The organism is Stenotrophomonas lacuserhaii (assembly GCF_014836545.1).
Taxonomy (GTDB): Bacteria; Pseudomonadota; Gammaproteobacteria; order Xanthomonadales; family Xanthomonadaceae; genus Stenotrophomonas; species Stenotrophomonas lacuserhaii.
Genome location: NZ_JACSQS010000004.1, coordinates 173,833 through 197,305, shown reverse-complemented (window position 1 = coordinate 197,305; position 23,473 = coordinate 173,833). Strand labels below are relative to the sequence as shown.

The following is a 23,473-nucleotide window of genomic DNA, read 5'->3' as shown; positions in this document are numbered from 1 at the left end:
CGGCGAGCGCAGCGGCAGGCTGAAGCGTGACGACCAACGCTCGCTACCCCCAAAACAGAAGCAGACGGCCAGCGGCCGTCACTACCGGGCGCGTCAACGCCCGCGTGCGGCGAGCCCCGGCGCCGGTTACCCCATGCGATAATCGCGTCATGAACCATCACGCCCCCTCTGATTCGCTGGTCATCGCCGGCAAGACCTACGCCTCGCGCCTGCTCACCGGCACCGGCAAGTTCAAGGATCTGGAAGAAACCCGCGCGGCCACCGAAGCTGCGGGCGCGCAGATCGTCACCGTCGCCATCCGCCGCACCAACATCGGCCAGAACCCGGGCGAACCGAACCTGCTGGACGTGCTGCCGCCGGACCGCTTCACCATCCTGCCCAACACCGCCGGCTGCTATACCGCCGAAGACGCGGTGCGCACCTGCCGGCTGGCGCGTGAGCTGCTCGATGGCCACAACCTGACCAAGCTGGAAGTGCTCGGCGACCAGAAGTCGCTGTATCCGGACGTGGTCGCCACGCTGAAGGCTGCCGAGATGCTGGTGAAAGACGGCTTCGAGGTGATGGTCTACACCTCCGACGACCCGATCCTGGCCAAGCGCCTGGAAGAGATCGGCTGCGCGGCGGTGATGCCGCTGGCCGCGCCGATCGGATCCGGGCTGGGCATCCAGAACAAGTACAACCTGCTGCAGATCATCGAAGACGCCAAGGTGCCGATCATCGTGGACGCCGGCGTGGGTACGGCCTCCGATGCGGCCATCGCGATGGAGCTGGGCTGCGATGGCGTGCTGATGAATACCGCCATTGCCGGCGCGCGCCACCCGGTGCTGATGGCCAGCGCGATGCGCAAGGCAGTCGAAGCCGGCCGTGAAGCCTTCCTGGCCGGCCGCATCCCGCGCAAGCGCTATGCCAGCGCCTCTTCCCCCATTGATGGATTGATCGGCTGATGACCGACCCGTTTTCCAGTACCGGCTCCAAGGCCCCCGCCAAGCCGTTCACCGTCCACGAAGGACGCCGCGAGATCCGCAGCTTCGTGCTCCGCCAGGGCCGCTTCACCGCGGCGCAGCAGCGTGCATTCGATGAGCGCTGGCCGCGTTTCGGCCTGGATTTCAACGGTGAAGTGCGTGATCTTGCCGCAACCTTCGGCCGCGATGCGCACAAGGTGATGGAGATCGGCTTCGGCAATGGCGTGGCACTGCGCTTCGCTGCCCAGCAGGATCCCAGCCGCGATTACATCGGCATCGAAGTCCACGCCCCCGGTGTGGGCAGGCTGCTGAACGCGCTGGCCGATGACGATGTCGACAACGTGCGGCTGTACCACCACGACGCGGTGGAAGTGCTGGAAAAGGAAATCGCCGACGGTGCGCTGGACGAAGTGCGCATCTATTTCCCGGACCCGTGGCACAAGAAGCGCCACAACAAGCGCCGCCTGCTGCAGCCGGCGTTCGCCGAACTGCTGGTGCGCAAGCTGCGCCCCGGTGGTCGCCTGCACTGCGCCACCGATTGGGAAGACTACGCCGAGCAGATGTGGGACGTGCTCGACGCCACCGCCGGGCTGGTCAACCGTGCCGGGCCACGCGGCCAGGTACCGCGTCCGGAATGGCGGCCGCAGACCCATTTCGAGACCCGCGGCCAGAAACTCGGCCATGGCGTCTGGGACCTGTTGTACGACCGCACCTGACCCCCTGACACCGACCGGATCGCGCCCCCCATGGAAACCGCGCTGACGCTGACCACTGATATGAAGCTCGTCCTCGGGCTGGTCGGTTTCACGATGGCGATGTTCCTGTTCGAGCGCATCCGCGCCGACGTGGTCGCGCTGGTGGTGCTGGTGGTGCTGGGCGTCACCGGCCTGATCGCGCCGGAAGAAATCTTCGGTGGTTTCTCGGGTAACGCGGTGATGAGCATCATCGCCACCACCATCCTGGGCGCGGGCCTGGACCGCACCGGCGCGCTGAACCGGCTGGCCGCCTGGCTGCTGCGACGCGGCCACGGGGTGGAACAACGGCTGCTGATCATGACCACCGCGATCGCCGGCTTGAACTCCTCGTTCATGCAGAACCCTTCGGTGATGGCGCTGTACCTGCCGGTGGCCTCGCGGCTGGCCGCGCGCACCGGACTGACCCTGCAGCGCCTGCTGCTGCCGATCGCCGCGGCCATCGTGATGGGCGGTGCGCTGACCATGGTCGGCAACTCGCCGCTGATCCTGCTCAACGATCTGCTGGCTTCGGCCAACAACAACCTGCCTTCGGGCCTGGCCACCATCGAACCGCTGCGGATGTTCGCCCCGCTGCCGATCGGCGTGGCCCTGCTGGTTGCCGCATTGCTGTACTTCCACTTCTATGGCGACCGCAAGCTGGTGGAAGAGGAAACGCTGGCCAATGACGGGGTGACCCCGGCGCGTACGGAGAGCTATTTCGCCAAGACCTACGGCATCGAGGGCGATGTCTTCGAACTGGTGGTCACCGCCGAAAGCCCGATGGTCGGCATGACCCTGGGCGAGGCCGAAACCCTGCACGATGCGCCGCTGCTGCTGGCGCTCAAGACCGGCAACGACACCCGCCTGGCGCCGCCGGCGGAGATGCGCATCTGGGTGGGCAGCGTGATCGGGGTGATGGGGTCGCGCCAGCTGGTCAGCGATTTCGCGCAGAACCAGTTCCTGCGCATGTCTTCGCGGCTCAAGCACTTGGGCGACCTGTTCAATCCCAGCCGTGCCGGTATTTCCGAAGCGGTGGTGCCGCCGACGTCGGACGTGATCGGCAAGAGTGCGGCCGAACTGCGCCTGCGCAAGGAGCGCGGCCTGAGCCTGCTGGCGATCAACCGCGACAAGCAGGTGATCCGCGAGGACGTGCGCGATGTGCAGCTGCGCGCCGGTGACATGCTGGTCTTCCACAGCATCTGGACCGACCTGGCGCAGGCCGCGCGCGGGCGCGAGTTCGTCATCGTCACCGACTACCCGAAGGGCGAACAGCGCCCGCACAAGTTCAAGATCGCGATGAGCATCTTCGCGCTGACCATCCTGATCGCGCTGACCTCCAAGCTGCCGGTGGCACTGACCCTGATGACCGGCGTGGCCGGCATGCTGCTGACCGGCGTGCTGCGCATGGACGAGGCCTACGCGTCGATCAACTGGAAGACCGTCTTCATGATGGCCGGGCTGATTCCGCTTGGCTGGGCGATGGATTCCAGTGGCGCGGCCGCCTGGGTGGCCGGGCACACCATCGATCGACTGCCCGAAGGCATTCCGCTATGGGTGCTGGAAGTGGCGCTGGCATTGCTGACCACGGCGTTTTCGCTGGTGATCAGCCACGTGGGGGCGACCATCGTGATGGTGCCGATCGCGGTCAACCTGGCGTTGGCCGCCGGCGGCAATCCCACCGCATTCGCCTTGATCGTGGCACTGTCAGCGTCCAACAACCTGATGACCGCCTCCAATCCGGTGATTTCGATGATCACCGGCCCGGCCAATTACACCCCGCGCGAGCTGTGGCGGGTCGGCGCACCGTTGTCGCTGGTCTATACGATGGTGGTGGTTGCGATGATCAACATCATGTTCTGAGGCGGCGGTGCTGACGGCCTGCCTTGGTGGGTGACCACCATTGGTCGTCACGCTGTCGCGATCCGGTAGCGACGGCCGCTGGCCGTCATTCGCCGCGCTCAATCGGCCAGGAACACTTGTCCATCACGCACCTGCAGCGGCACCGCACGCAGCCGATCACCCTTGCACGGTCCGGCCACGCATTCACCACTGTCCAGTGCGAACGAGGCGCCATGCGCGGCGCAGACCAGATGGCCTTCACGGCTTTTCAGGAACTGCCCCGGCGCCCAATCCAGCCGTCGGCCGGCGTGCGGGCAGATGTTGAGGAAGCCGCGCACGCTGTCACCGTCACGATGGATCACCAGCGATTCGGCGTCACCTTCAATCAGCACCTCGGTCTCGGCGAAGCCGCCGTCGGCAACGGTTTCGAGGGCGATCAACGGCTGGTCGGTCATTGCTGACTCTGCTTTAGGAAGAACGCCGATTGTCGCACGCCTGTGTTTTTGGCTGGATAGCACATGAACGCAAGTCCTTGATCTGCAATGAACAGCCCTGCGGATTAACGTTTTTTTCACTCAGTGGAAGAGTCCCGCCCCGATACTGGTTGCTCGCTGTTTTCAGCCTGGTGAGTTACCGATGATCAACCGCACCTTCCAGTTCGGCCAGTTCCGCACCCTGTTTGCGCCGCGCAAGCCGCGTCATCCGTTGGTGCGCGTAGCGGTGGGTCTGCTTGGCGTCGCCATCCTGGGCGTGATGGTGTTCGTTGGTGTGTTCGTGGGTGCGGCGATGATCATGGCCGGCCTGGCCTGGAAGCTGCTGGCACAGCGCAAGACGCCCGCACGGGCGGCTGACGCCAACGTGGTGGAAGGCGAGTACCGCGTAGTGCGCAAGCCGGCGTTGCCGACGCACTGATCCGCTGGGTGGTCGGTGGTGGGTGACGACCGTTGGTCGTCACGGCTGATTACCGCTGCGCTCGCCGAGCATGGCGCAGCGCTACACTGCGACGACCTGATCGTTAGGACGTGCGCATGACCGATGTAATTCCTGCCCAGCCCATCCCCCGCATCCCGGTAGTGGGCGGCGGCACCTTTCCGGTGCACCGCATCTACTGCGTGGGCCGCAATTTCGCCGACCACGCCAAGGAAATGGGCGCGGCAGTGCCGGACGCAGCGGCACGCGGCAAGCCGATGTTCTTCAGCAAACCGGCCGATGCCATCGTGGTCGGCCACGACGATGTGATCCCCTACCCGCCTTCCACCACTGACCTGCACCACGAGGTGGAACTGGTGGTGGCCATCGGCGTGGATGCGCCCGAAGGCGTGCTGCGGGTCGAACAGGCACTGTCGCTGGTGTACGGCTATGCCGTCGGCCTGGACCTGACCCGCCGCGACCTGCAGGCCGCAGCCAAGCAGAAGGGCCATCCGTGGGATACGGCGAAAGGCTTCGATGCCTCCGCACCGATCAGCGAGATCGTGCACGCCGGTGAAGTGGGTGACCTGGCCGCACTCAACCTGTCGTTGGAAATCAATGGCGAGGTGCGCCAGCAATCGCTGCTGGACCAGATGATCTGGACCGTGCCGGAGATCCTGCACGAGCTGTCCCAGCTGTGGCAGCTGCGCGCCGGCGATCTGGTGTTCATGGGCACCCCGGCCGGCGTGGCCGCTTTGCAGCCGGGCGACCGTTTCAGTGCACGCCTGGAGAACGTCGGCGAGCGCCACGGCGTCATCGCGGGCTGACGTCGGCTGGGTTAGCCTTCAACGCGAACACCCCACTTTTTTCAGGAGATCTCAATGGGATTCATCACTGAGTTCAAGGAATTCGCCACGCGTGGCAACGTCATCGACCTGGCCGTCGGTGTAGTCATCGGCGCGGCCTTCGGCAAGATCGTCACCGCGCTGGTGGAGAAAATCATCATGCCGCCGCTGGGGTGGATGATCGGCCAGGTGGATTTTTCCGACCTGGTCTGGACACTGGCACCGGCACGCATCGCCGCCGATGGCGCGGAGATCCCGGCCGTGGTGATCGGCTACGGTGATTTCATCAATACCATCATCCAGTTCGTGATCGTGGCCTTCGCGATCTTCCTGGTGATCAAGGGCATCAATCGCCTGTCGAAGAAGAAAGAAGCCGCGCCGAAAGGCCCGAGCGAAGAAGTGCTGCTGCTGCGCGAAATCCGCGACAAGCTGTCCGGCCCGCAGGCCTGAGCGGCTACCCGGTGCGACACCGGGGTCAGGTTCCTTTGCGCGACAGAGGAACCTGACCCCCTCTGCAGGTCCCCCTTTGCGCCTTCTGTCCGGTTCTGCTCATTTCCGATGGACATGACCTAGGGCCCATGCACCCGGCAACCACGCTGCTAAGCTCAGACGCTTATGCCCTCTGCCGGAGTCCTCTCCATGCGCCGCCGCGTTCTTGCCATCGCCTCTTCCCTTGCCCTGCTGGCCTCACCGGCGTTCGCTGCGCCACGCACCACTACCCTGCCCCCGGCGTCGCTGGACGCCGCAGCCCAGCTGCGCGAACAGGCATTGGCCGACGACACCGGCTGGAAGGTGGTGGAATCGCTCACGACGGAAGTCGGTCCCCGCATCGCGGGCAGTGAGGCCGATGCCCGTGCCGTGGCCTGGGCCGAAGCACGCTTCAAGGCACTGGGTTTCGACAAGGTCTGGAAGGAACCGGTGACCTTCCCCAAGTGGGAACGCCGTAGCGAACACGCCGCCGTGGTCGGCGCGCATGCGCAGCCGCTGGCGATCACCGCACTGGGCGGCAGCCCCGGCGGAAAGGTGCAGGCCGAAGTGGTGCGCTTTGCCGACCTGGCCGCGCTGCAGGCCGCACCGGCCGGTTCGTTGCAGGGCAAGATCGCCTTCGTCGATTACCAGATGCTGCCGTTCCGCGATGGCCGCGACTATGGCCGCGGCGGCGCGATCCGCAGCAAGGGACCCTCCGAGGCCATCCGCAAGGGCGCCGTTGGGTTCCTGATGCGTTCGGCCGGCACCGATTCCCACCGCGTCCCGCATACCGGCATCACCCGCTATGACGACGGGCTGACTCCGGTGCCGTCGGCCGCCCTGTCCGTGCCCGATGCCGACCAGCTGGCGCGCCTGGTCGCGCGCGGCGGCACCACCGTGAGCCTGGCGCTGGATTGCGGGTGGGATGGCACGGCGACGTCCTACAACGTGATCGGCGAGATCACCGGGCGCACGTTGCCCAAGGAAGTCGTGGTGATCGGCGGCCACCTGGATTCCTGGGATCTGGGCACCGGCGCCATCGACGATGCGGCCGGCGTGGGCATCACCATGGCGGCGGGGCACCTGATCGGGCAGTTGAAGCAGGCACCCAAGCGCAGCATCCGGGTGGTCGCCTTCGCCAACGAGGAACAGGGTCTGTACGGCGGCAAAGCCTATGCCGAAGCACATGCCAAAGACATCGTGCTGCACCAGTTGGCGGCCGAAAGCGACTTCGGCGCCGGCCGCATCTACGCCTTCAATACCGGATCGCCGAACCCGGAAGGATCGCGCGAGGCGACCCGCCAGATCGCCGAGGTACTCAAGCCGCTGGGCATCGAGTACGTGCCCGACAAGGGCGGCCCGGGCCCGGACATCGGCCCGCTCGCTGCCAAGGGTGGCGCGTGGGCATGGCTGGCGCAGGATGGGACGGACTACTTCAACCTGCATCACACCGCCGACGACACGCTGGACAAGATCGACCCGAAGGCGCTGGCGCAGAACGTGGCTGCCTATACCGTGTTCGCCTACCTGGCCGCCGATGCCGATGGCAGCTTCGGCAGCGAGGCCAAGGCGACCGTACCCCCGGGCGAATAAGCGAGACGGACCGCGGACCACTGCGCCCGGGCCGAACCCCGGGCGCACGATGCCTAGCGCATGCCTGAGGTGATGCGCTGCCACAAGCCGGCCCCCTTGATGCCCAACCGATCAGGATCGAATACCGGGTCGATGCCCGCCTTGCGGCTGTTTTCATAGTCGCGCAGTGCAGCCAGTGCAGGCTTGTGCAGCAGCAGGATGGCGATGATGTTGAGCCAGCTCATCATGCCCACGCCGATGTCGCCCAGGGTCCAGGCAAGCGTTGCGCTGTTGATGGCCGAGTAAGCGGCCAGCGCCAGGAACAGCGCGCGGAAGGCGTTGACGACCCACCCCGATGGTTTGTCGCGGCACAGGTAGCTGACGTTGGTATCGCCCATGTAGTACAGCGCCAGGATCGTGGTGAAGGCAAAGGGCAGGATCGCCAGCGCTACGAACGATTTGCCGAATCCCGGCAACGCCGACTCCACCGCGTGCTGTACGAAGCGCGGCCCCGCTTCCATGCCCGGCAGGTTGTCCAGCAGCATCCGGGCCTGGTCGGGTACGCCGTTCACCGCCGGATCGTAGACGTTGTACATGCCGGTGGACAGGATCAGGAACGCCGTGGCGCTGCACACCACCATGGTATCGATGTAGACCGAGAACGCCTGCACCAGGCCCTGCTTGACCGGATGGGAGACCTCGGCCGCTGCCGCCGGGTGGGCGCCACTGCCCATGCCGGCTTCGGTGGACAGCACGCCACGGCGCACGCCCCACTGGATCGCCACGCCGATCATGGCGCCGAAGGTGGCATCCACGCCGAAGGCACTGCGGATGATCAGCGAAAGTACTTCCGGAACACGCTCGTAGCTGAGCAGCATCACCACCAGCGCCACCAGCAGGTAGGCGGTGGCCATCAGTGGCACGATCCACTGGGTGACCGCGGCGATGCGGCGCACCCCGCCAAAGATGATCAGTGCCAGAAGCAGTACCACGGCCCCTGCGCTGGCCTGCACGGGGAGGCCCCAGGCCTCCTGCAATGCACTGCTGATCGCATTGGACTGGGTGCCGGCCAGCATCGCCGAGGCGGCGACCGTGCACAGCGCGAAGATCACCGCGTACCAACGCTGCCCCAGGCCCTTTTCCATGTAGTACGCCGGGCCGCCGCGGTACTGGCCGCGTGCGTCGCGTTGCTTGTAGATCTGGGCGAGCGTGGATTCGACGAACGCGCTGGATGCGCCGAAGAATGCCACCACCCACATCCAGAAAATGGCGCCAGGCCCGCCAAAGGCAATGGCCATCGCGACACCGGCAATGTTGCCCACCCCGACCCGGCTGGACAGCGAGATGTTCAGCGCCTGGAACGGGGACAGGCCTGATTCCGACGCGCGGTGCTTGAACATCAGCCGCAGCATTTCCGGCAACGCACGCAGCTGGATGAAGCGCGTGCGGATACTGAAGTACAGGCCACCCAGCAGGCACAGCGCGACCAGGTACGGACTCCAGACGATAGCGACGACAGCGCCAACGATCGACTCAATGTTCACGACTCAACTCCATGAGGCAGAGGGGGTGGTGTCCACACTGCCCAGCGCAGGAAGCGCCAACAATCAGGAAAGCTGTGAAATTCGCGCCGAAGGAGGGACGCCCCCGTGGTGGGCATTGGCGCGGTCGAAGCGGTCGGGATCTATCCTTCGCCGCAGAGCGGCAGCGACGTGGCCTGCGTGCAGGTGCTGCTGACGCCGCGGCCGACGAGGGCTGACACGGGCAGGCGAAAAAGAACCCGGCCGTGAAGTCGGCCGGGCTGCCGCAGCGACCCATCCCACGCGACGGGCGGCATCCAGCGGATGCACCGGCCAACAACACCGCAGAGACAATGCGATGCCGCGCCTACAGCGTGCTATCTGCTGCGGCCGCCGGCCATGGGATGAAAGACAAGCGCAGGGTCAGGCAATACGGGAACGCGACCACTGGGCCAGCAACACGGCCGTTGCCGACGCCACATTGAGGCTTTCCACCGCCCCGCTGCCGGGAATCGAGACCTGCAGGTCGCACGCCGCGGCCAGGGCCCGGTCCATGCCTTCGGCTTCGGCGCCCATCACGTAGACCAGTCGCTGCGGCAGGTCGGCAGCGAACACGTTGCTGCCCCCTTCGACCAGGGTAGCCGCGAGGCTGAAGCCGGCCTGGCGCAGCTGCGCCATCGCCTCGGCGGTGGCCGGCAACTGCACCAGCGGCACCGCTTCGGCACCGCCTTCAGCCACGCGTGCGGCAGCGCCGGAAATGCCCAGCGTGCTGCCTTCGGCCAGCAGCAGCCCACCGACGCCGAAATGCGCGGCCGAGCGCAGGATCGCGCCCAGGTTGTGCGGGTTGCCCACGCCGTCCAGCCACAGCGCCAGCACCGGGCCTTCGGGCAACTGCTGCAACCACTGCGACAGCTCCAGCACCGGTGCGCGCTGCACATCGGCCACCACGCCTTCGTGGTGGGTGGTGCCGGACAGCTTGTTCAGGTCCCCGTCTTCCACCACGCGATAGCCGATCCGGTTGGCCACGCACCACTTCAGCAGCGGCTGCATGCGCGGGATCAGGCCTTCCAGCAGGTAGATCTTGCGAACTGCCTGCGGGCGCTGGTTGAAGGCGGCCAGCACGGCATTGACGCCGAACAGGCGCAGTTCGTCGCCATTGCCGCGCGCTGCCGGCGTTGCCGGCGCATCAGCGCGCGGCAGCGGGGTGGCGCGCGGCGGACGCGCGGACGGACGACGGTTGTTCCAGGGGTTGTTCACTTACGCTGCTTCCTGTTTCTTCTGCCAGAAATCGGCATTCTTGATGCCCAGTGCGACAGGGTCGAAGGTCGGGTCAAGGCCCAGCTTCTTCTGCCGCTCATAATCACGCAGGGCAATCATCGCAGGCTTCTGCACGATGAGGATCGCCACGATGTTCAGCCAGGCCATCAGGCCGACGCCGATATCGCCCAGCGCCCAGGCCAGCTGTGCGTTGTGCACGGCACCGAAGATCACCATGCCGATGATGCCCAGCCGCAGCACCAGCACCGTCAGCGGACGCTTGGCGTTGTTGTTGAGGTAGGTCAGGTTGGTTTCGGCCATGTAGTAATAGGCCATGATCGTGGTGAAGGCGAAGAAGAAGATCGCCACCGCAACGAACGCCGCGCCAAACCCGGGGATGACGCTTTCCACGGCGGCCTGCGCGTAGCCGGCGCCTTCGGCGATGCCGGCAAGCCCCTGGAAGATGGGCGCTGCACCGGCTTCCGGCGAGTACACGTTGTAGGTGCCGGCCGCCAGGATCAGGAAGGCGGTGGAGGTGCACACCATCATGGTGTCGAAGTAGACCGCGAAGGCCTGCACGTAGCCCTGCTTGGCCGGATGGGAAACCTCCGAGGCGGCTGCGGCGTGCGGTGCCGTGCCCTGGCCTGCTTCATTGGCGTAGATGCCGCGCTTGACGCCCCACTCCACCGCCAGGCCCATCATCGCGCCGAACGCGGCATGGGTTCCGAACGCGCTGTCGAAGATGATGCCGAACATTTCCGGCACGCGCTCGGCATTGAGCACCATGATGGTGATGGCCATCAGAATGAAGCCGGCGGCCATGAACGGCACCACGATTTCAGCAAAGCTGGCGATGCGCTTGACGCCGCCGAAGATGACCACGCCCAGCAGCAGCGCGACCACCACGCCGATGCCGAGTTTCATCGCCTGCACCTGCTCCATGCCGAACACCTGGCCATCCAGCGGGCCGCACAGGGCGCCACCGCGGCAGGCGTTGACGATGCTGTCGGCGATGGCATTGGCCTGCACGCCGGGCATCAGGAAGCCGGCGGCGACGATCGTGGCCAGCGCGAAGGCCATCGCATACCACTTCAGGCCCATGGCCTTTTCGATGTAGTACGCCGGGCCGCCACGGTAGCGCCCTTCGGCGTCCTTGCTCTTGTAGATCTGCGCCAGCGTACATTCGATGTAGGACGTGGAGGCGCCCAGGAAGCCCATCACCCACATCCAGAAGATGGCGCCTGGGCCACCGAAGGCGATGGCGGTGGCGACGCCGGCGATGTTGCCGATGCCCATGCGGCCGGCCATCGACATGGCCAGTGCCTGGAACGAGGACACACCCGCATCGGACTTCTCGCCGGACACGGTAAGCCGGCACATTTCGAAGAACCCGCGGATCTGCATGAAACGGGTCCGGGCACTGAAATACAGGCCGGCGGCAAGGCACATGAAGATCAGCGCCTTGCTCCAGATGATGCTGTTGATGAAATGTACGGCTGCTTCCACGCGCTCTCTCCAGTCGGCGGAACAAGGGACGTCCCGTCGGCTGAAGGGAACCGGGTTGATTCTAGCTGGCGAATGGAACTCTTGGTGGGTGACGACCGTGGGTCGTCATGGCCCTGGTCCATCAGAAGCTGTGACGACCAACGGTCGTCACCCACCGGAGCCGGGGTTGTCACCCACCGGGGCAAGGTCGGGCATGACGGCCAGCGGCCGTCACTACCCGGTCAGGCGTGGCCGCCCACCGATGGGGTGTCCTTCTCCTGCTGCTCCAGCTCGCGCGCCACCGCTTCAGGCGAACGCGTGAATGGCGCCAGGCGGGCGTAGAACGCCGGCACCACGAACAGCGACAGGAAGGTGGACAGGGTCACACCGAAGATGATCACCACGCCGATGGTGCCACGGCTGGCCGAACCCGGCCCGCCGGCGACCACCAGCGGGATCGCACCGACCACCGTGGCGATGGAAGTCATCAGGATCGGGCGCAGGCGCACGCGCGCCGATTCGATGATCGCCTCGCGTACCGTGCGTCCCTCATCGCGCAGCTGGTTGGCGAACTCCACGATCAGGATCCCGTTCTTCGCTGCCAGGCCCACCAGCATCACGATGCCGATCTGGCTGAACAGGTTCACCGTGCCACCGCTCACCCACAACCCCACCAGCGCACCGAGCACGCCCAGCGGCACGGTCAGCATGATGGTCAGCGGATGGATGAAGCTTTCAAACTGCGCGGCCAGCACCAGATAGACCACCAGCAGGGCCATCGCGAAGGTCAGCAATACCGCCCCACCTGAACTCAGGTACTCGCGCGATTCGCCCTTCCAGCTGATCTGCGCATGCTGCGGCAGCTCCTCACGGGTGACCCCCTGGGCCCAGGCGATGGCTTCGCCGAGCGGATAGCCGGGCGCAAGGCCGGCACTGATGGTGATCGAGCGCAGGCGGTTGAACCGGTTCAGCGAACCGGCTTCAGCGACTTCGCTCAGCGTGACCAGGTTGGACAGCGGGACCAGCTCACCGGAGCTGGAGCGCACCCGGATGGCGGCCAGGTCGGCCGGCGTGGCGCGCCCGTCGCGGCCGGCCTGCACCAGCACGTCGTACTCTTCGCCGTTGTCGACGAAGGTGGTGACCCGGCGCGATCCCATCATGGTTTCCAGTGCCGAACCGATCGCCGTCACCGGTACGCCCAGGTCGGCCGCGCGCTGGCGGTCGATGTTCACCCGCATCTGCGGGCGGGTTTCCTTGTAATCCGAATCCACGCCGACCAGGCCGGGGTTGTCGGCCATGCGCAGCAGGATACGGTCGCGCCACTGGGCGATTTCTGCATATTCCGGCCCGCCCAGCACGATCTGGAACGGCTGGCCGCCGCTGCGCACCAGGCCACCGCCGACCTGCGTGCGCACGCGCACGCCGCGCACGGCATCAAGGTCCTTCTGCAGTGCATCGGCCACTTCCGGGGTGGAGGTGGAGCGTTCGCGCCATGGCTGCAGGAACACGCTGATGCGACCGGTGTGCATTTCCTCGCTGGACCCCCAGCCGCCCGGCACGCGTGGATTGGCGCGCACGATCGGGCGGTCTTCGCCCACATGCTTGGCAACGATCGCCTCCACTTCCTGTACCTGGCCAACCGTGTAGTCGAAGCCTGCACCTTCGGGGCCATCGATCATGATCTGGAACGAGCCGCGGTCTTCGGCGGGCGCCAGTTCGGACGGCAGGTGCTTGATCAGCAACCAGCTGGCAAACAGCGTGGCCGCCATCACCAGCAGGTAGATCCAGGTACGGTCCACGTGGCGGTCCAGCACGCGTCCGTAGCCGCCGGCGAGTTTTTCCAGGTTGCGGTTGATCACCCCGTACAGGCCACGCGGGGCCTGGCCGGTGTGCGGCTTGAGCAGCTTGGAGGCCATCATCGGGGTCAGCGTCAGCGCCACGAACGCGGACAACGCCACGGCGGCCGCCAGCGCCACCGCCAGTTCGCGGAACAATCGCCCGGTGTTGCCTTCCAGGAAACCGACCGGCAGGAACACTGCCACCAGTACGGCGGTGGTGGCGATCACCGCGAAGGCCACCTGCGCGGTGCCGCGCTTGGACGCCACCAGCGGCGGTTCGCCCAGGTCGATGCGGCGCTGCACGTTTTCCACCACCACGATCGCATCGTCCACCACCAGCCCGATGCACAGCACCAGTGCCAGCAGGGTCAGCAGGTTGATCGAGAAATCGAAGGCGTACAGCGCGATGAACGCCGCCACCAGGCACACCGGCACGGTGACCGCCGGGATCAGCGCGGCGCGGAAACTACCCAGGAACAGCCAGATCACCACCAGCACCAGCAGCATCGCTTCCACCAGCGTGGCGTAGACGCGGTCCACCGCCGCTTCGATGAAGGTGGTGTTGTCGAATGTCACCGCGATCTGCGTGCCCTGCGGCAGGGTTTCGGCGATGCGGTCGGCCTGCGCGCGGGCCAGCCGCGTCACGTCCAGTGCGTTGGCGGTGGAGGTCTTGACGATGCCCAGGCCCACGCCGGGTTCGCCGTTGCTGCGGTAATAGGCACGGCGTTCGGCCGAAGCCAGCTCGATCTTGGCCACGTCGCCCATGCGCACCACGTAGCCATCGCTGCCCTTGCCCAGCGGGATGGTCGCGAAGTCTTCCGGCTTCACGTAGTTGCGCTCCACACGCAGGGTGAAATCGCGGTCGGCCGACTCGATGCGGCCGGCCGGCAGTTCCACGTTTTCATTGCGCAGCGCGGTTTCCACATCGCCGGTGGTCAGCCCACGCGCGGCCAGTTGGTCGCGGTCCAGCCAGATCCGCATTGCATAGCGCTGGCGGCCGCCGATGCGCACCTGCGATACACCGTCCAGGCTGGCAAAGCGGTCCACGACGTAGCGTTCGGCGTAATCGCTGAGGGCCAGCGTGTCCATGTTGGACGAGGACAGGTTGAACCAGATGATGGCTTCGTCATCGCTGTTGGCCTTCTCGATCTCCGGCGCGCGCGCCTCGTCGGGCATGCGGTCAGCCACGCCGCTGACCGCGTCGCGCACATCGTTGGCAGCCGCTTCGATATCGCGGTTGCTGGTGAACTCCAGGCTGATCTGCGCGCGGCCGTTGGTGCTGCGCGCGTTGATCATGTCGATGCCTTCGATGCCCGACAGGGAATCTTCCAGCACCTGGGTGACCCGGCTTTCGATCACCGCCGCCGATGCGCCTGGATAGTCCACCGATACCGACACCACCGGTGGATCGATGGCCGGCAGTTCGCGCAGCGTCAGCCGGGTGAACGACATGATGCCGAGCACGATCAGCAGCAGGCTCATCACCACGGCGAAGACCGGCCGCTGGATGGAGATGTTGGAGAGTTTCATCCGCCGTTACCGGCCGGTGCGACGGGCGCGTCCGAGGCCGGCGCTGCCGGCGGTGGCGGCAGTTTTTCCGGCTCCGGTGCATCCACTGGCGGTACCGGCTGCGCATCGACCTTCAGGCCGGGACGCAGCTTGCCGGTGCCGTCCACGATGATGCGCTCGCCGGCCTTGATGCCCTGCTTGAGTTCCACCACGCCGGCGCGCCGCGATCCGATCACCACGTCGGCGCGCTCCACCGTGCTGTCTGCCTTCAGCCGGTAGACATAAGAGTCCCTGCCCACCTGCACCACGGCGATCTCCGGCACCACCAGCGCCTGCCGTTCCGGGCGGTAGATACGCACGTCCAGCAGCATGCCCGGACGCAGTGCGTGGTCGCCGTTGGCGAAGTCGGCACGCACGGTGACCGCTCGGGTGGACGGGTCGACGCGGGCATCGATGGTGGTTACTTCGCCTTCGAACGTACGCCCCGGCCAGGCCACGCTGGTGGCTTCGACCTTGTTGCCGTTGGCCAGCGAAGACAGCTCCGCCTCCGGCACCTGGAAGTCCACGTGCATGCGCTGGATGTCGTCCAGCGTGGCGATCGCCGTGGTCGGGGTCACCAGCGAGCCCGGGCTCACCTGGCGGATGCCCAGCACACCGGCGAACGGTGCACGCACGCTGCGATCACCGATCTCGGCCTGCATTTCCGCCACCCGCGCTTCGGCGGTATCGCGGATCGCCTTCTGGGTATCCAGGGTGGAACTGGCCACCAGTTGCTGCTGGGCCAGTTCACGCTGGCGCTTGTACAGCTGGTCGGCTTCGGCGAAGGTCGCCTGGGCCTGGGTCAGCGCCGCCTGCTGGGCCAGGCCGCGCAGGGTGACCAGCGGGGTGCCGGCAGCCACCTGCTGGCCACTTTCGAAGTGCACCTGCTCGATGATCTCGCTGACCTTGGCGGTGATGGTCACCGATTCACGTGCCTTGGCCGTGCCCAGTGCCTGCAACGTATCGCTCCACGCGGCCGATTCCACGACCTGCGCGGTGACCGGCACATCGGCGCCCTGGCGGCGCGCCGCCTGCGGTTCGCCCTTGCAGCCGGCCAGCAACACCAGGGCCAGGCCAACGGCCGTGCCCATTGCGATACGTCCCACCATGAATAGTCCCGTCCTCTGCATGACCGGCGAGTGTAGGGGGCGCCATGCGAAGACCGTATGTGCCAAGCGTTTACCGCAGCCCACGCAGCCGGCGATAGCGACCGGAACCCTTTCCGTGCAAGGGCTTGCGCCAGGGTGTCATCGTGTATCGGGATGTGTCGGGCTCGACGGTCGCGGCAGAGCGTGGCAGCGCCGACCCGCCCTCACCGGCAGCGTCGACCCAAGGTCGGCGAGCGCAGCGCCTCCCCCGATGGATCCGGTCAGGACGTAATGGTCTGGGTCAACGATTCCCACGTAGGCGGCAGCGGCCAGTTCGCGGCCTGGTTGCCATCCAGTACCCGGCGCAGATCGCGCGGGTCGATCTGCGGGGCGAGCACGTGCACCAGTTCCAGCGCGTAGTCGCGCAGGACGCGGTCACGCGGCAGCACCGCCCAGGCGATGCATTCGGCGATCGGCGCCGGCGCCACCCAGGCGCGCAGGTCGTGGTCGGCGGCACTGACCGCCATTTCAGCCAGCAGGCCCACGCCCACCCCGCTGCGCACGTAGGTCTTGATCAGGTCGGCATCCAGCGCGGTCAGCGCGATGTCCGGCTCCAGCCCGGATCCGGCAAAGGCCCGCTGCAGCGAAGAGGCCGCACGCGTGGACGATTCGTAGCTGATCAGCGGATGGGCGGCCAACGCGGCCAGGTCCGGGGCGCGGCCGGCGCGGTCCAGCGGGTGGCCCTTGGGCACCAGCACCAGACGGCGCCAGCGGTACAGCGGCACCGCGATCCCGGCACTCGGTTCGCCACCGGCGGTACTGATGATGGCGATGTCCGCATCGCCCTGGCTGAGCAGGTCCAGCGCGTCGCTTTCAGCGGCCTGCTGCAGGTGGACGCTCACCTGCGGATAGGCCTGCTTGATCCGTGCCACCGCCGGCGGCAGCACGAACCGTGCCTGCGTGTGGGTCGTGGTCAGCACCAGCTGGCCCTGGCTCTCGCGCCGCTGGTTGGCGGCGTAAGTGCGGATGTTGTTGGCTTCGGCGAGCACCGCGCGGGAGCGGCTGATCACTTCCACCCCGGCCGGAGTGACCGATTCCAGGCTGCGGCCGCGCCGCACGAACAGCAGGAAGCCCAGTTCATCCTCCAGCTGTTTGAGCTGCTTGGACAGTCCGGGTTGGGTGGCATGCACGCGCGAGGCGGCGAGCGTGATGTTCAGCTCGGCGTCGGCGATGGCGACCAGATAGCGGAGCTGGGTCAGCGTCATGGCAGGCGGCTCGGTAGGGAAAACCACTGTAGGTCAATTGCCCTCACCAACATATAACCAAACGTTGTTTATGAAAGGTATCTGGTCATTTCCTGCTGTCATATGGCAGCGCTACGGTCAGCCGGCCAAGGCGGTCACCAGCAGCGGTCGCCTTCCCTCTTGCCGCCGCGTCTGGCGCGGCCCCTCCCGGAGTGCCCTCATGGCCCTGTACGAGTCCATCCTCGATACCATCGGCAACACCCCCATCGTCAAGCTGCACCGACTGGCACCGGCGCACGTCACCCTGTACGCCAAGGTCGAAGCATTCAATCCGGGCGGGTCGGTCAAGGACCGGCTGGCGCTGGCGATCGTGCTCGACGCCGAGCAGCGCGGCCTGCTCAAGCCGGGCGATACGATCATCGAGGCCACCTCCGGCAACACCGGCGTGGCGCTTGCGATGGTGGCCGCTGCCCGCGGCTACAAGTTCGTCGCCACCATGGTGGAAACCTTCTCCATCGAGCGTCGCAAACTGATGCGCGCGTATGGTGCCAAGGTGATCCTGACCCCGGCCGCCGAGCGCGGCAGCGGCATGGTGCGCCGCGCAGCCGAACTGGCCCAGGAACACGGTTGGTTCCTGGCCAGCCAGTTCGCCAACCCGGCCAACCCGGCCTATCACCGCAACACTACCGCGCCGGAGATCCTGCGTGACTTCGCCGGCCGGCGCCTGGACTACTTCGTCAGCGGCTGGGGCACCGGTGGCACCCTGACCGGCGTGGGCGAGGTACTGAAGGTAGCCCGACCGGAGACCCGCATCATCGCCACCGAACCGGCCGGCGCGGCGCTGTTGAAGGGCGATGACTGGAAGCCGCACAAGATCCAGGGCTGGACGCCGGACTTCGTGCCGGACGTGCTCAACCGCAACGTGGTGGACGAACTGGTGACCGTGGAAGACGACCGCGCGATCAGCACCGCGCGCCGGCTGGCCGCCGAAGAAGGCCTGTTTGTCGGCATTTCCGCCGGCGCCACGCTCGCCAGCGCGCTGGATGTCGCCGAACGCGCCGAACCGGGCTCGGTGATCCTGGCAATGCTGCCGGACACCGGCGAACGCTACTTCTCCACGCCACTGTTCGCCGATGTGAACGAAGGGTCCGACGACGACTGGCTGGCCGGCCTGCCGTAAGGTCCCGGCCAGCAGAATGGGGTCAGGTTCCTTTCCTGCGGAAAGTAACCTGACCCCGTCTCCTGCCTCCCGGCGGCGGTGTTGTTTTCCCGTTCGCAGCGTGTGAGACGGTCATGACGCAGCCTGCATGTCGCCCCGGTTACGGTGGCACACGCAACGCGGGACGTTGCGCCGTTTCAACGACAGCCAGGAGAAGGAAGCATGAAGATCGAAGTTTGGCAGGGTGACATCACGACCCTGGCGGTGGATGCGATCGTCAATGCGGCCAACGAATCCCTGCTCGGTGGCGGCGGCGTGGACGGTGCCATCCACCGGGCAGCAGGTCCTGGATTGCTGCAGTCGTGCGAGCAGTTGCCGCAGCTGCGCCCCGGCGTGCGCTGCCCCACCGGCGAAGTGGTGGCCACCGACGCGCATGAACTGCCCGCGCGCTTCGTGCTGCACACGGTGGGCCCGGTCTGGCATGACGGCCAGCGCGATGAAAGCGCACTGCTGGCCAATTGCTACTGGAAATCACTGCAGCTGGCCGAGAAACTCGGCGCGCGCTCGATCGCCTTCCCGGCGATCAGCTGTGGCGTCTACGGTTATCCGCTGTACCGTGCGGCCGAGATCGCGGCCACGGAGACGCTGGCCTGGCAGCGCAGCCATCGTGAGCCGCGGCGGATCATCCTGGTGGCCTATAACACCGCCACGTTCAAGGCCTACCAGCAGGCGCTTTCGGCCGCCGGGCAGACCCTGGACGATGAGAGCGAGGCACCGCGCAGCAGTGATCGCGCCATTGCGGCGCAGTCGTTGATGCCGGCTTTCTGAAGGCGGTGACGACCCGAGGGTCGTCACCGTTGAAGCGTTATCAGTTGGCGTCCACATCGGCCGGTGCCGCAACCGCTACGTCGCTGTCCGCCGATGCGGCATCACGCACCGAAAGCGATTCGCCGCTCCCCGCGCTCACCCGCACCTGCACCACGGCCTGGCTTTCTTCCAGGCTGGCGACCAGCAGCTGGTAACGACCCGCCGGCAGGTTCGCCTGCAGGCGTGCATTGGTGCCATTGCCGCCGTCGTCGTCTTCCAGGTTGATGGTGCCGCCGGTCAGCCGCAGGGTGGTGTCTACCTGGTCGGACAGCGCATCGATGCGCACCGAGCCGGCCTGCGGCACGTTCAGCACGAAACGGCGCTCGCCGTCCTCGCGCGACAGCAGCGCCTGCACGTTGGCGCCGACGGCCAGGGTGGTGCCATCGGCGGCCACCACGTCCGCGGCCAGCGCGGTGTTCTTGACGTCCAGGCGGAACTGGCCACTGCCTTCGTCATCCAGCGCGCGCACGCCCAGCTTGTAGGTGCCGCTGTCCAGCATCAGGCTCAGGCGTGAGTTGGTGGAGCTGCCGCCGTCATCGTCTTCCTCTTCCACGTTGGCGCCCTTCAGGTCGAGCACGGTGTCGAACGCATTGGAGGTCAGGTTGATCTGATACAGGCCGGGTTTGTCGACCTGCAGGGTGTATTCCTGGCGCTGGCCGGCCAGCAGGTCGACGATCTGCCCCCCATTGGCGAGCGGCTTGCCGTCATACGGCACCACCTCGGTGGCCTGCAGGCGATACGGACCATAGGCATCGGCGTCGTCGCCATTGACAGCGATACGGTAACGGCCGGCTCCGTCGGCACGGAAAGTCACTTCCAGGCCGCTGTCTTCGGAGCGCTCGCCACGGGTCACCAGGGTGCCGTCGTCGCGGAACACCGATATCGCGCCGGACAGCGAACCGACCAGCTTCAGCGACACCGCCTGCTTGTCCTTCAGCTGCATCGAATAAAGCTGGTAGCGGCTGCCGTCGCTGAAACTCAGCGGGCTGGACGTGGTGATCTCGCCGGCCACTGCCTTGTCGAAGTCCAGCGAAGCGGCCTTGCCACCGTCGGCGGCGCCCGCCTTCTGGCCACAGCCGCTGATAGCCAGCGCCAGGGCGGCGGCCAATAGTGTCGTTGCAGTACGCATGGTGTTTCTCCTTGGCCCATCATTCAGAGGCCGCGAAGTGGCCATGCCCCGGGCAGGCGACACGATAGCCGAAAAAAAAAACGCCGGCACGTACCGGCGTTCTTTCCTCGGCGGGGCAGCCGAATCAGCCGTTCCACTTGCCCAGTGCAGCCTGGCCATTTTCCTTGGCGCGCTCGTACACGGTCTTCTGCGCGGCGGCGTAGTTGCCCTTGGTGTCCTTGCCCCACAGCGCCAGTGCGGCCTGCTGCATGGCACGTCCGTAGGAGAACGTCAGCGGCCACGGCAGGTTGCCCATCTGGTTCATCGCGTTGAGGTGCTCGGTGGACTGCTCGTCGCTCTGGCCACCGGACAGGAACACCACGCCCGGCAGGATCGCCGGCACGGTGCTCTTCAGGCACATCACGGTCGATTCGGCCACTTCCTCGGCATCGGCCTGCTCTTCGCAGTCCTTGCCGGAGATGACCATCGAGGCCTTCAGGATGGTGCCTTCCAGCAGCACGTTCTGCTGGTACAGCGCGTCGAACAGCGAGCGCAGGGTGGCTTCGGTGACTTCGTAGCAGGTTTCGATGTCATGGTCGCCGTCCATGATCACTTCCGGCTCGACCATCGGCACCAGGCCGCATTCCTGGCACAGGGCGGCATAACGGGCCAGCGCATGCGCGTTGGACTCGATGCAGGTACCCGACGGGATGCTTTCACCGATGTTGATGACCGCACGCCACTTGGCGAAGCGCGCACCCAGCTTGTAGTACTCCTGCAGGCGCTCGCGCAGGCCGTCCAGGCCTTCGGTGACCAGCTCGCCCGGGCAGCCGGCCAGCGGGTGGGCACCCTTGTCGACCTTGATGCCGGGGATCATGCCGTTGTCGGTCATGTACTTGGCGAACGGCACGCCGTCCTTGGTCGACTGACGGATGGTCTCGTCGAACAGGATCGCGCCGGAGATGTGCTCGTTGAGCTTCGGCGTGGTCAGCAGCAGTTCGCGGTAGGCGCGACGGTTTTCTTCGGTGTTCTCAACGCCGACGCTGGCAAAGCGCTTGGCGATGGTGCCGGTGGATTCGTCGATCGCGATGATGCCCTTGCCCGGGGCGACCATGGCCTGGGCGGTTTCAGCCAGCTGTTCGATGCTCATGTACTTCCTGTGGCGGGTGCGGGAAAAACCCGATTATAGCCCCCGCCTCCCGTGAACTGTCCGTCCACGGGATCTGGAATCGCTTTCATGCGGTGAACCGTGACGGCGCTGCGATTGCGCCGCGCCGTCCGGGCTTGCTTACAGCTCGCCCAGTCCGCTGGCGCTGCCGTTGGCACCCACTTCCAGCAGGCGCAGGGTGTTGGTGGCGCCATGGGTTTCCATGTGTTCGCCACTGGTGAAGACCACGCGGTCGCCGGCGGCCAGCAGCCCGGCTTCGGCCAGCAGGCGGATGCTGCCACGCGCGGCTTCACGCGGGGTCAGGCCACGGCTGTCGAAGTTGATCGGGAACACATCGCGCATCAACGCCATCTGGCGGCGGGCGCCGTCGTGGCGGGTCACCGCGAAGACCGGCGCGGAGGCACGGAAACGCGACAGGTAGCGGGCGGTGCCGCCGGATTCGGTCATCGCCACGATCGCGCGCACACCGACGTGCTGGGACAGGAACATGGTGGCCATGGCGATGGCCTGGTCGGCACGTTCCAGATTGCGCGGCGAGGCGCCGAAGTCGGTTTCGGTCTGGAACTGGCGCTCGGCGCCCAGGCAGATGCGCGCCATCGCTTCCACCGCCTTGACCGGGTAGGCGCCAGCGGCCGTTTCCGCCGACAGCATCACCGCATCGGTACCGTCGATGACCGAGTTGGCCACGTCCAGCACCTCGGCGCGGGTCGGGATCGGGCTTTCGACCATCGACTGCAGCATCTGCGTGGCGGTGATCACCACCTTGTTCTGCGCCAGCGAGGCCTTGATGATCTTCTTCTGCAGGCCCGGCAGCTCGGCATCGCCGATTTCCACGCCCAGGTCGCCGCGCGCCACCATCACCACATCGCTGGCGTCGACGATCTCTTCCAGGTTCTCGATGGCTTCGGTGCGCTCGATCTTGGACACCAGGGCGGCATAGCAGCCGTGCGATTCGGCGATCTCGCGGGCGTCATTCATGTCCTGCGCGTTGCGGCAGAACGACACGGCGATGAAGTCCACGCCGATCTTGGCAACGATGCCGATCAGCTCTTTGTCACGCTCGGTCAGCGCACCCAGCGACAGTCCACCGCCCTGCTTGTTCAGGCCCTTGCGGTCGGACAGCACGCCGTCGTTGAGCACGGTGTTGATGATGCGCTCGCCCTGCACTTCCACCACCTGCAGCTGCATCAGGCCGTCATCCAGCAACAGCACATCGCCCGGGCCGACGTCCTGCGGCAGGCCGAGGTAGCTCACGCCGACCTGGGTGGTGTCACCCGGCGGCACGTTGGTGGCGGCCACCAGATCGAAACGGTCGCCGGCCTTGAGCTGGATCTTGCCGTCGGCGAAGCGCTCGATGCGGATCTTCGGGCCCGGCAGGTCGGCCAGGATGCCTACTTCCACGCCCACGCGGGCAGCGGCGGCACGCACGTCGGCGGCACGCTTGGCCTGGCCGGACGGATCACCATGGCTGAAGTTCAGGCGCACCACGTTGACGCCAGCGCGGAACAGCTCCTCGAGGATGCCAGGCGGATCGGTGGCCGGGCCGAGGGTGGCTAGGATCTTGGTGCGACGCTGACGCTCGAACATGGTTTAGGGGCTCCCGTTAAAGCAGGGAAATTAGCACATCCTTCACGACCCATGTATGCGGTTACACCCTTGCGGGGTCTGGTTCTGCGCGATGTCTGCAAGACAATACGGGGCAGCATGGACGACCGACAGCGCCACTGGTAGCGCCGAAGGCGGCGGCAGGAGCCGCTGCCAACGTCGCTCGCGACGGCCCGAAGGGTGCCGGTCAGGATGACCGGCATAGCCATGCTCGGCGAGCGCGCAGCGCGGCCTGCGTCAGGACCCGCCATGCCGGG

General features: G+C 66.4%; 19 protein-coding genes. 9 read left to right on the top strand and 10 right to left on the bottom strand.

Annotation, left to right across the window (positions count from 1 at the left end; translation table 11 throughout):
- Positions 1–149: 149 nt before the first annotated feature.
- The 3 genes from H9654_RS06310 to H9654_RS06300 are packed head-to-tail and all read left to right on the top strand — an operon-like array spanning position 150 to position 3,556.
- Positions 150–944: a thiazole synthase gene (locus H9654_RS06310; RefSeq protein WP_101100860.1), complete on the top strand. Its 795-nt coding sequence runs from the start codon at positions 150–152 to the stop codon at positions 942–944.
- Positions 944–1,678, top strand: a complete 735-nt coding sequence (trmB, locus tag H9654_RS06305) for a tRNA (guanosine(46)-N7)-methyltransferase TrmB (protein ID WP_191769880.1) — start codon at positions 944–946, stop codon at positions 1,676–1,678. Before H9654_RS06310 ends, trmB begins: the two co-directional genes overlap by 1 nt.
- Before the next feature lie 30 nt (positions 1,679–1,708).
- Positions 1,709–3,556 (top strand): SLC13 family permease, encoded by a 1,848-nt coding sequence (locus H9654_RS06300; protein WP_101100864.1) that lies wholly within the window; start codon positions 1,709–1,711, stop codon positions 3,554–3,556.
- A gap of 98 nt (positions 3,557–3,654) precedes the next feature.
- On the opposite strand, the gene H9654_RS06295 is transcribed toward H9654_RS06300, so the two are convergent.
- Positions 3,655–3,990, bottom strand: coding sequence for a Rieske (2Fe-2S) protein (locus H9654_RS06295; RefSeq protein ID WP_101100866.1), 336 nt, complete (start codon positions 3,988–3,990; stop codon positions 3,655–3,657).
- A 181-nt stretch (positions 3,991–4,171) separates the two neighbouring features.
- Here H9654_RS06295 and H9654_RS06290 point away from each other — a divergent pair, with 181 nt between their 5' ends.
- The 4 genes from H9654_RS06290 (at position 4,172) to H9654_RS06275 (ending at position 7,350) form a co-directional block, all read left to right on the top strand.
- The gene (locus H9654_RS06290; RefSeq protein ID WP_191769878.1) at positions 4,172–4,447 is read left to right on the top strand and encodes a hypothetical protein; all 276 of its coding nucleotides are present in this window, start codon (positions 4,172–4,174) and stop codon (positions 4,445–4,447) included.
- A 116-nt stretch (positions 4,448–4,563) separates the two neighbouring features.
- Positions 4,564–5,271, top strand: coding sequence for a fumarylacetoacetate hydrolase family protein (locus H9654_RS06285; RefSeq protein WP_191769876.1), 708 nt, complete (start codon positions 4,564–4,566; stop codon positions 5,269–5,271).
- A 54-nt stretch (positions 5,272–5,325) separates the two neighbouring features.
- Positions 5,326–5,739 (top strand): large-conductance mechanosensitive channel protein MscL, encoded by a 414-nt coding sequence (gene mscL / locus H9654_RS06280; protein ID WP_191769874.1) that lies wholly within the window; start codon positions 5,326–5,328, stop codon positions 5,737–5,739.
- 189 nt (positions 5,740–5,928) lie between these two features.
- Entirely contained in the window at positions 5,929–7,350 is a 1,422-nt protein-coding gene (locus tag H9654_RS06275) for a M28 family peptidase (protein WP_191769872.1), read from the top strand.
- Positions 7,351–7,403: 53 nt separating this feature from the next.
- Here the strand turns inward: H9654_RS06275 and H9654_RS06270 are convergent, their stop codons facing one another.
- The 6 genes from H9654_RS06270 to H9654_RS06245 form a co-directional block, all read right to left on the bottom strand.
- Positions 7,404–8,873, bottom strand: coding sequence for an alanine/glycine:cation symporter family protein (locus H9654_RS06270; protein WP_191769871.1), 1,470 nt, complete (start codon positions 8,871–8,873; stop codon positions 7,404–7,406).
- 399 nt (positions 8,874–9,272) lie between these two features.
- The gene (locus H9654_RS06265; protein WP_191769869.1) at positions 9,273–10,106 is read right to left on the bottom strand and encodes a TrmH family RNA methyltransferase; all 834 of its coding nucleotides are present in this window, start codon (positions 10,104–10,106) and stop codon (positions 9,273–9,275) included.
- Entirely contained in the window at positions 10,107–11,612 is a 1,506-nt protein-coding gene (locus H9654_RS06260) for an alanine/glycine:cation symporter family protein (RefSeq protein ID WP_191769867.1), read from the bottom strand.
- A 221-nt stretch (positions 11,613–11,833) separates the two neighbouring features.
- A complete protein-coding gene (locus H9654_RS06255; RefSeq protein ID WP_191769865.1) occupies positions 11,834–14,959 on the bottom strand; it encodes an efflux RND transporter permease subunit in 3,126 nt (1,041 codons plus the stop codon).
- Entirely contained in the window at positions 14,956–16,086 is a 1,131-nt protein-coding gene (locus tag H9654_RS06250) for an efflux RND transporter periplasmic adaptor subunit (protein ID WP_191769863.1), read from the bottom strand. The genes H9654_RS06255 and H9654_RS06250 overlap by 4 nt, the downstream gene beginning before the upstream one ends.
- Before the next feature lie 260 nt (positions 16,087–16,346).
- Positions 16,347–17,330, bottom strand: a complete 984-nt coding sequence (locus H9654_RS06245) for a LysR family transcriptional regulator (RefSeq protein WP_057687362.1) — start codon at positions 17,328–17,330, stop codon at positions 16,347–16,349.
- A 199-nt stretch (positions 17,331–17,529) separates the two neighbouring features.
- On the opposite strand from H9654_RS06245, the gene cysK reads away from it, so the two are divergent.
- The gene (gene cysK, locus H9654_RS06240; protein ID WP_101100885.1) at positions 17,530–18,489 is read left to right on the top strand and encodes a cysteine synthase A; all 960 of its coding nucleotides are present in this window, start codon (positions 17,530–17,532) and stop codon (positions 18,487–18,489) included.
- A 201-nt stretch (positions 18,490–18,690) separates the two neighbouring features.
- On the top strand, positions 18,691–19,296 hold the full coding sequence (locus H9654_RS06235; RefSeq protein WP_191769861.1) for an O-acetyl-ADP-ribose deacetylase: 606 nt from the start codon (positions 18,691–18,693) through the stop codon (positions 19,294–19,296).
- A 40-nt stretch (positions 19,297–19,336) separates the two neighbouring features.
- Here the strand turns inward: H9654_RS06235 and H9654_RS06230 are convergent, their stop codons facing one another.
- From H9654_RS06230 to pyk, 3 genes are all read right to left on the bottom strand, one after another.
- Positions 19,337–20,464: an ABC transporter substrate-binding protein gene (locus tag H9654_RS06230; RefSeq protein WP_191769859.1), complete on the bottom strand. Its 1,128-nt coding sequence runs from the start codon at positions 20,462–20,464 to the stop codon at positions 19,337–19,339.
- 124 nt (positions 20,465–20,588) lie between these two features.
- On the bottom strand, positions 20,589–21,593 hold the full coding sequence (locus tag H9654_RS06225; protein ID WP_042614593.1) for a class I fructose-bisphosphate aldolase: 1,005 nt from the start codon (positions 21,591–21,593) through the stop codon (positions 20,589–20,591).
- 138 nt (positions 21,594–21,731) lie between these two features.
- Positions 21,732–23,198 (bottom strand): pyruvate kinase, encoded by a 1,467-nt coding sequence (pyk, locus tag H9654_RS06220; RefSeq protein ID WP_101100891.1) that lies wholly within the window; start codon positions 23,196–23,198, stop codon positions 21,732–21,734.
- Positions 23,199–23,473: the final 275 nt, after the last annotated feature.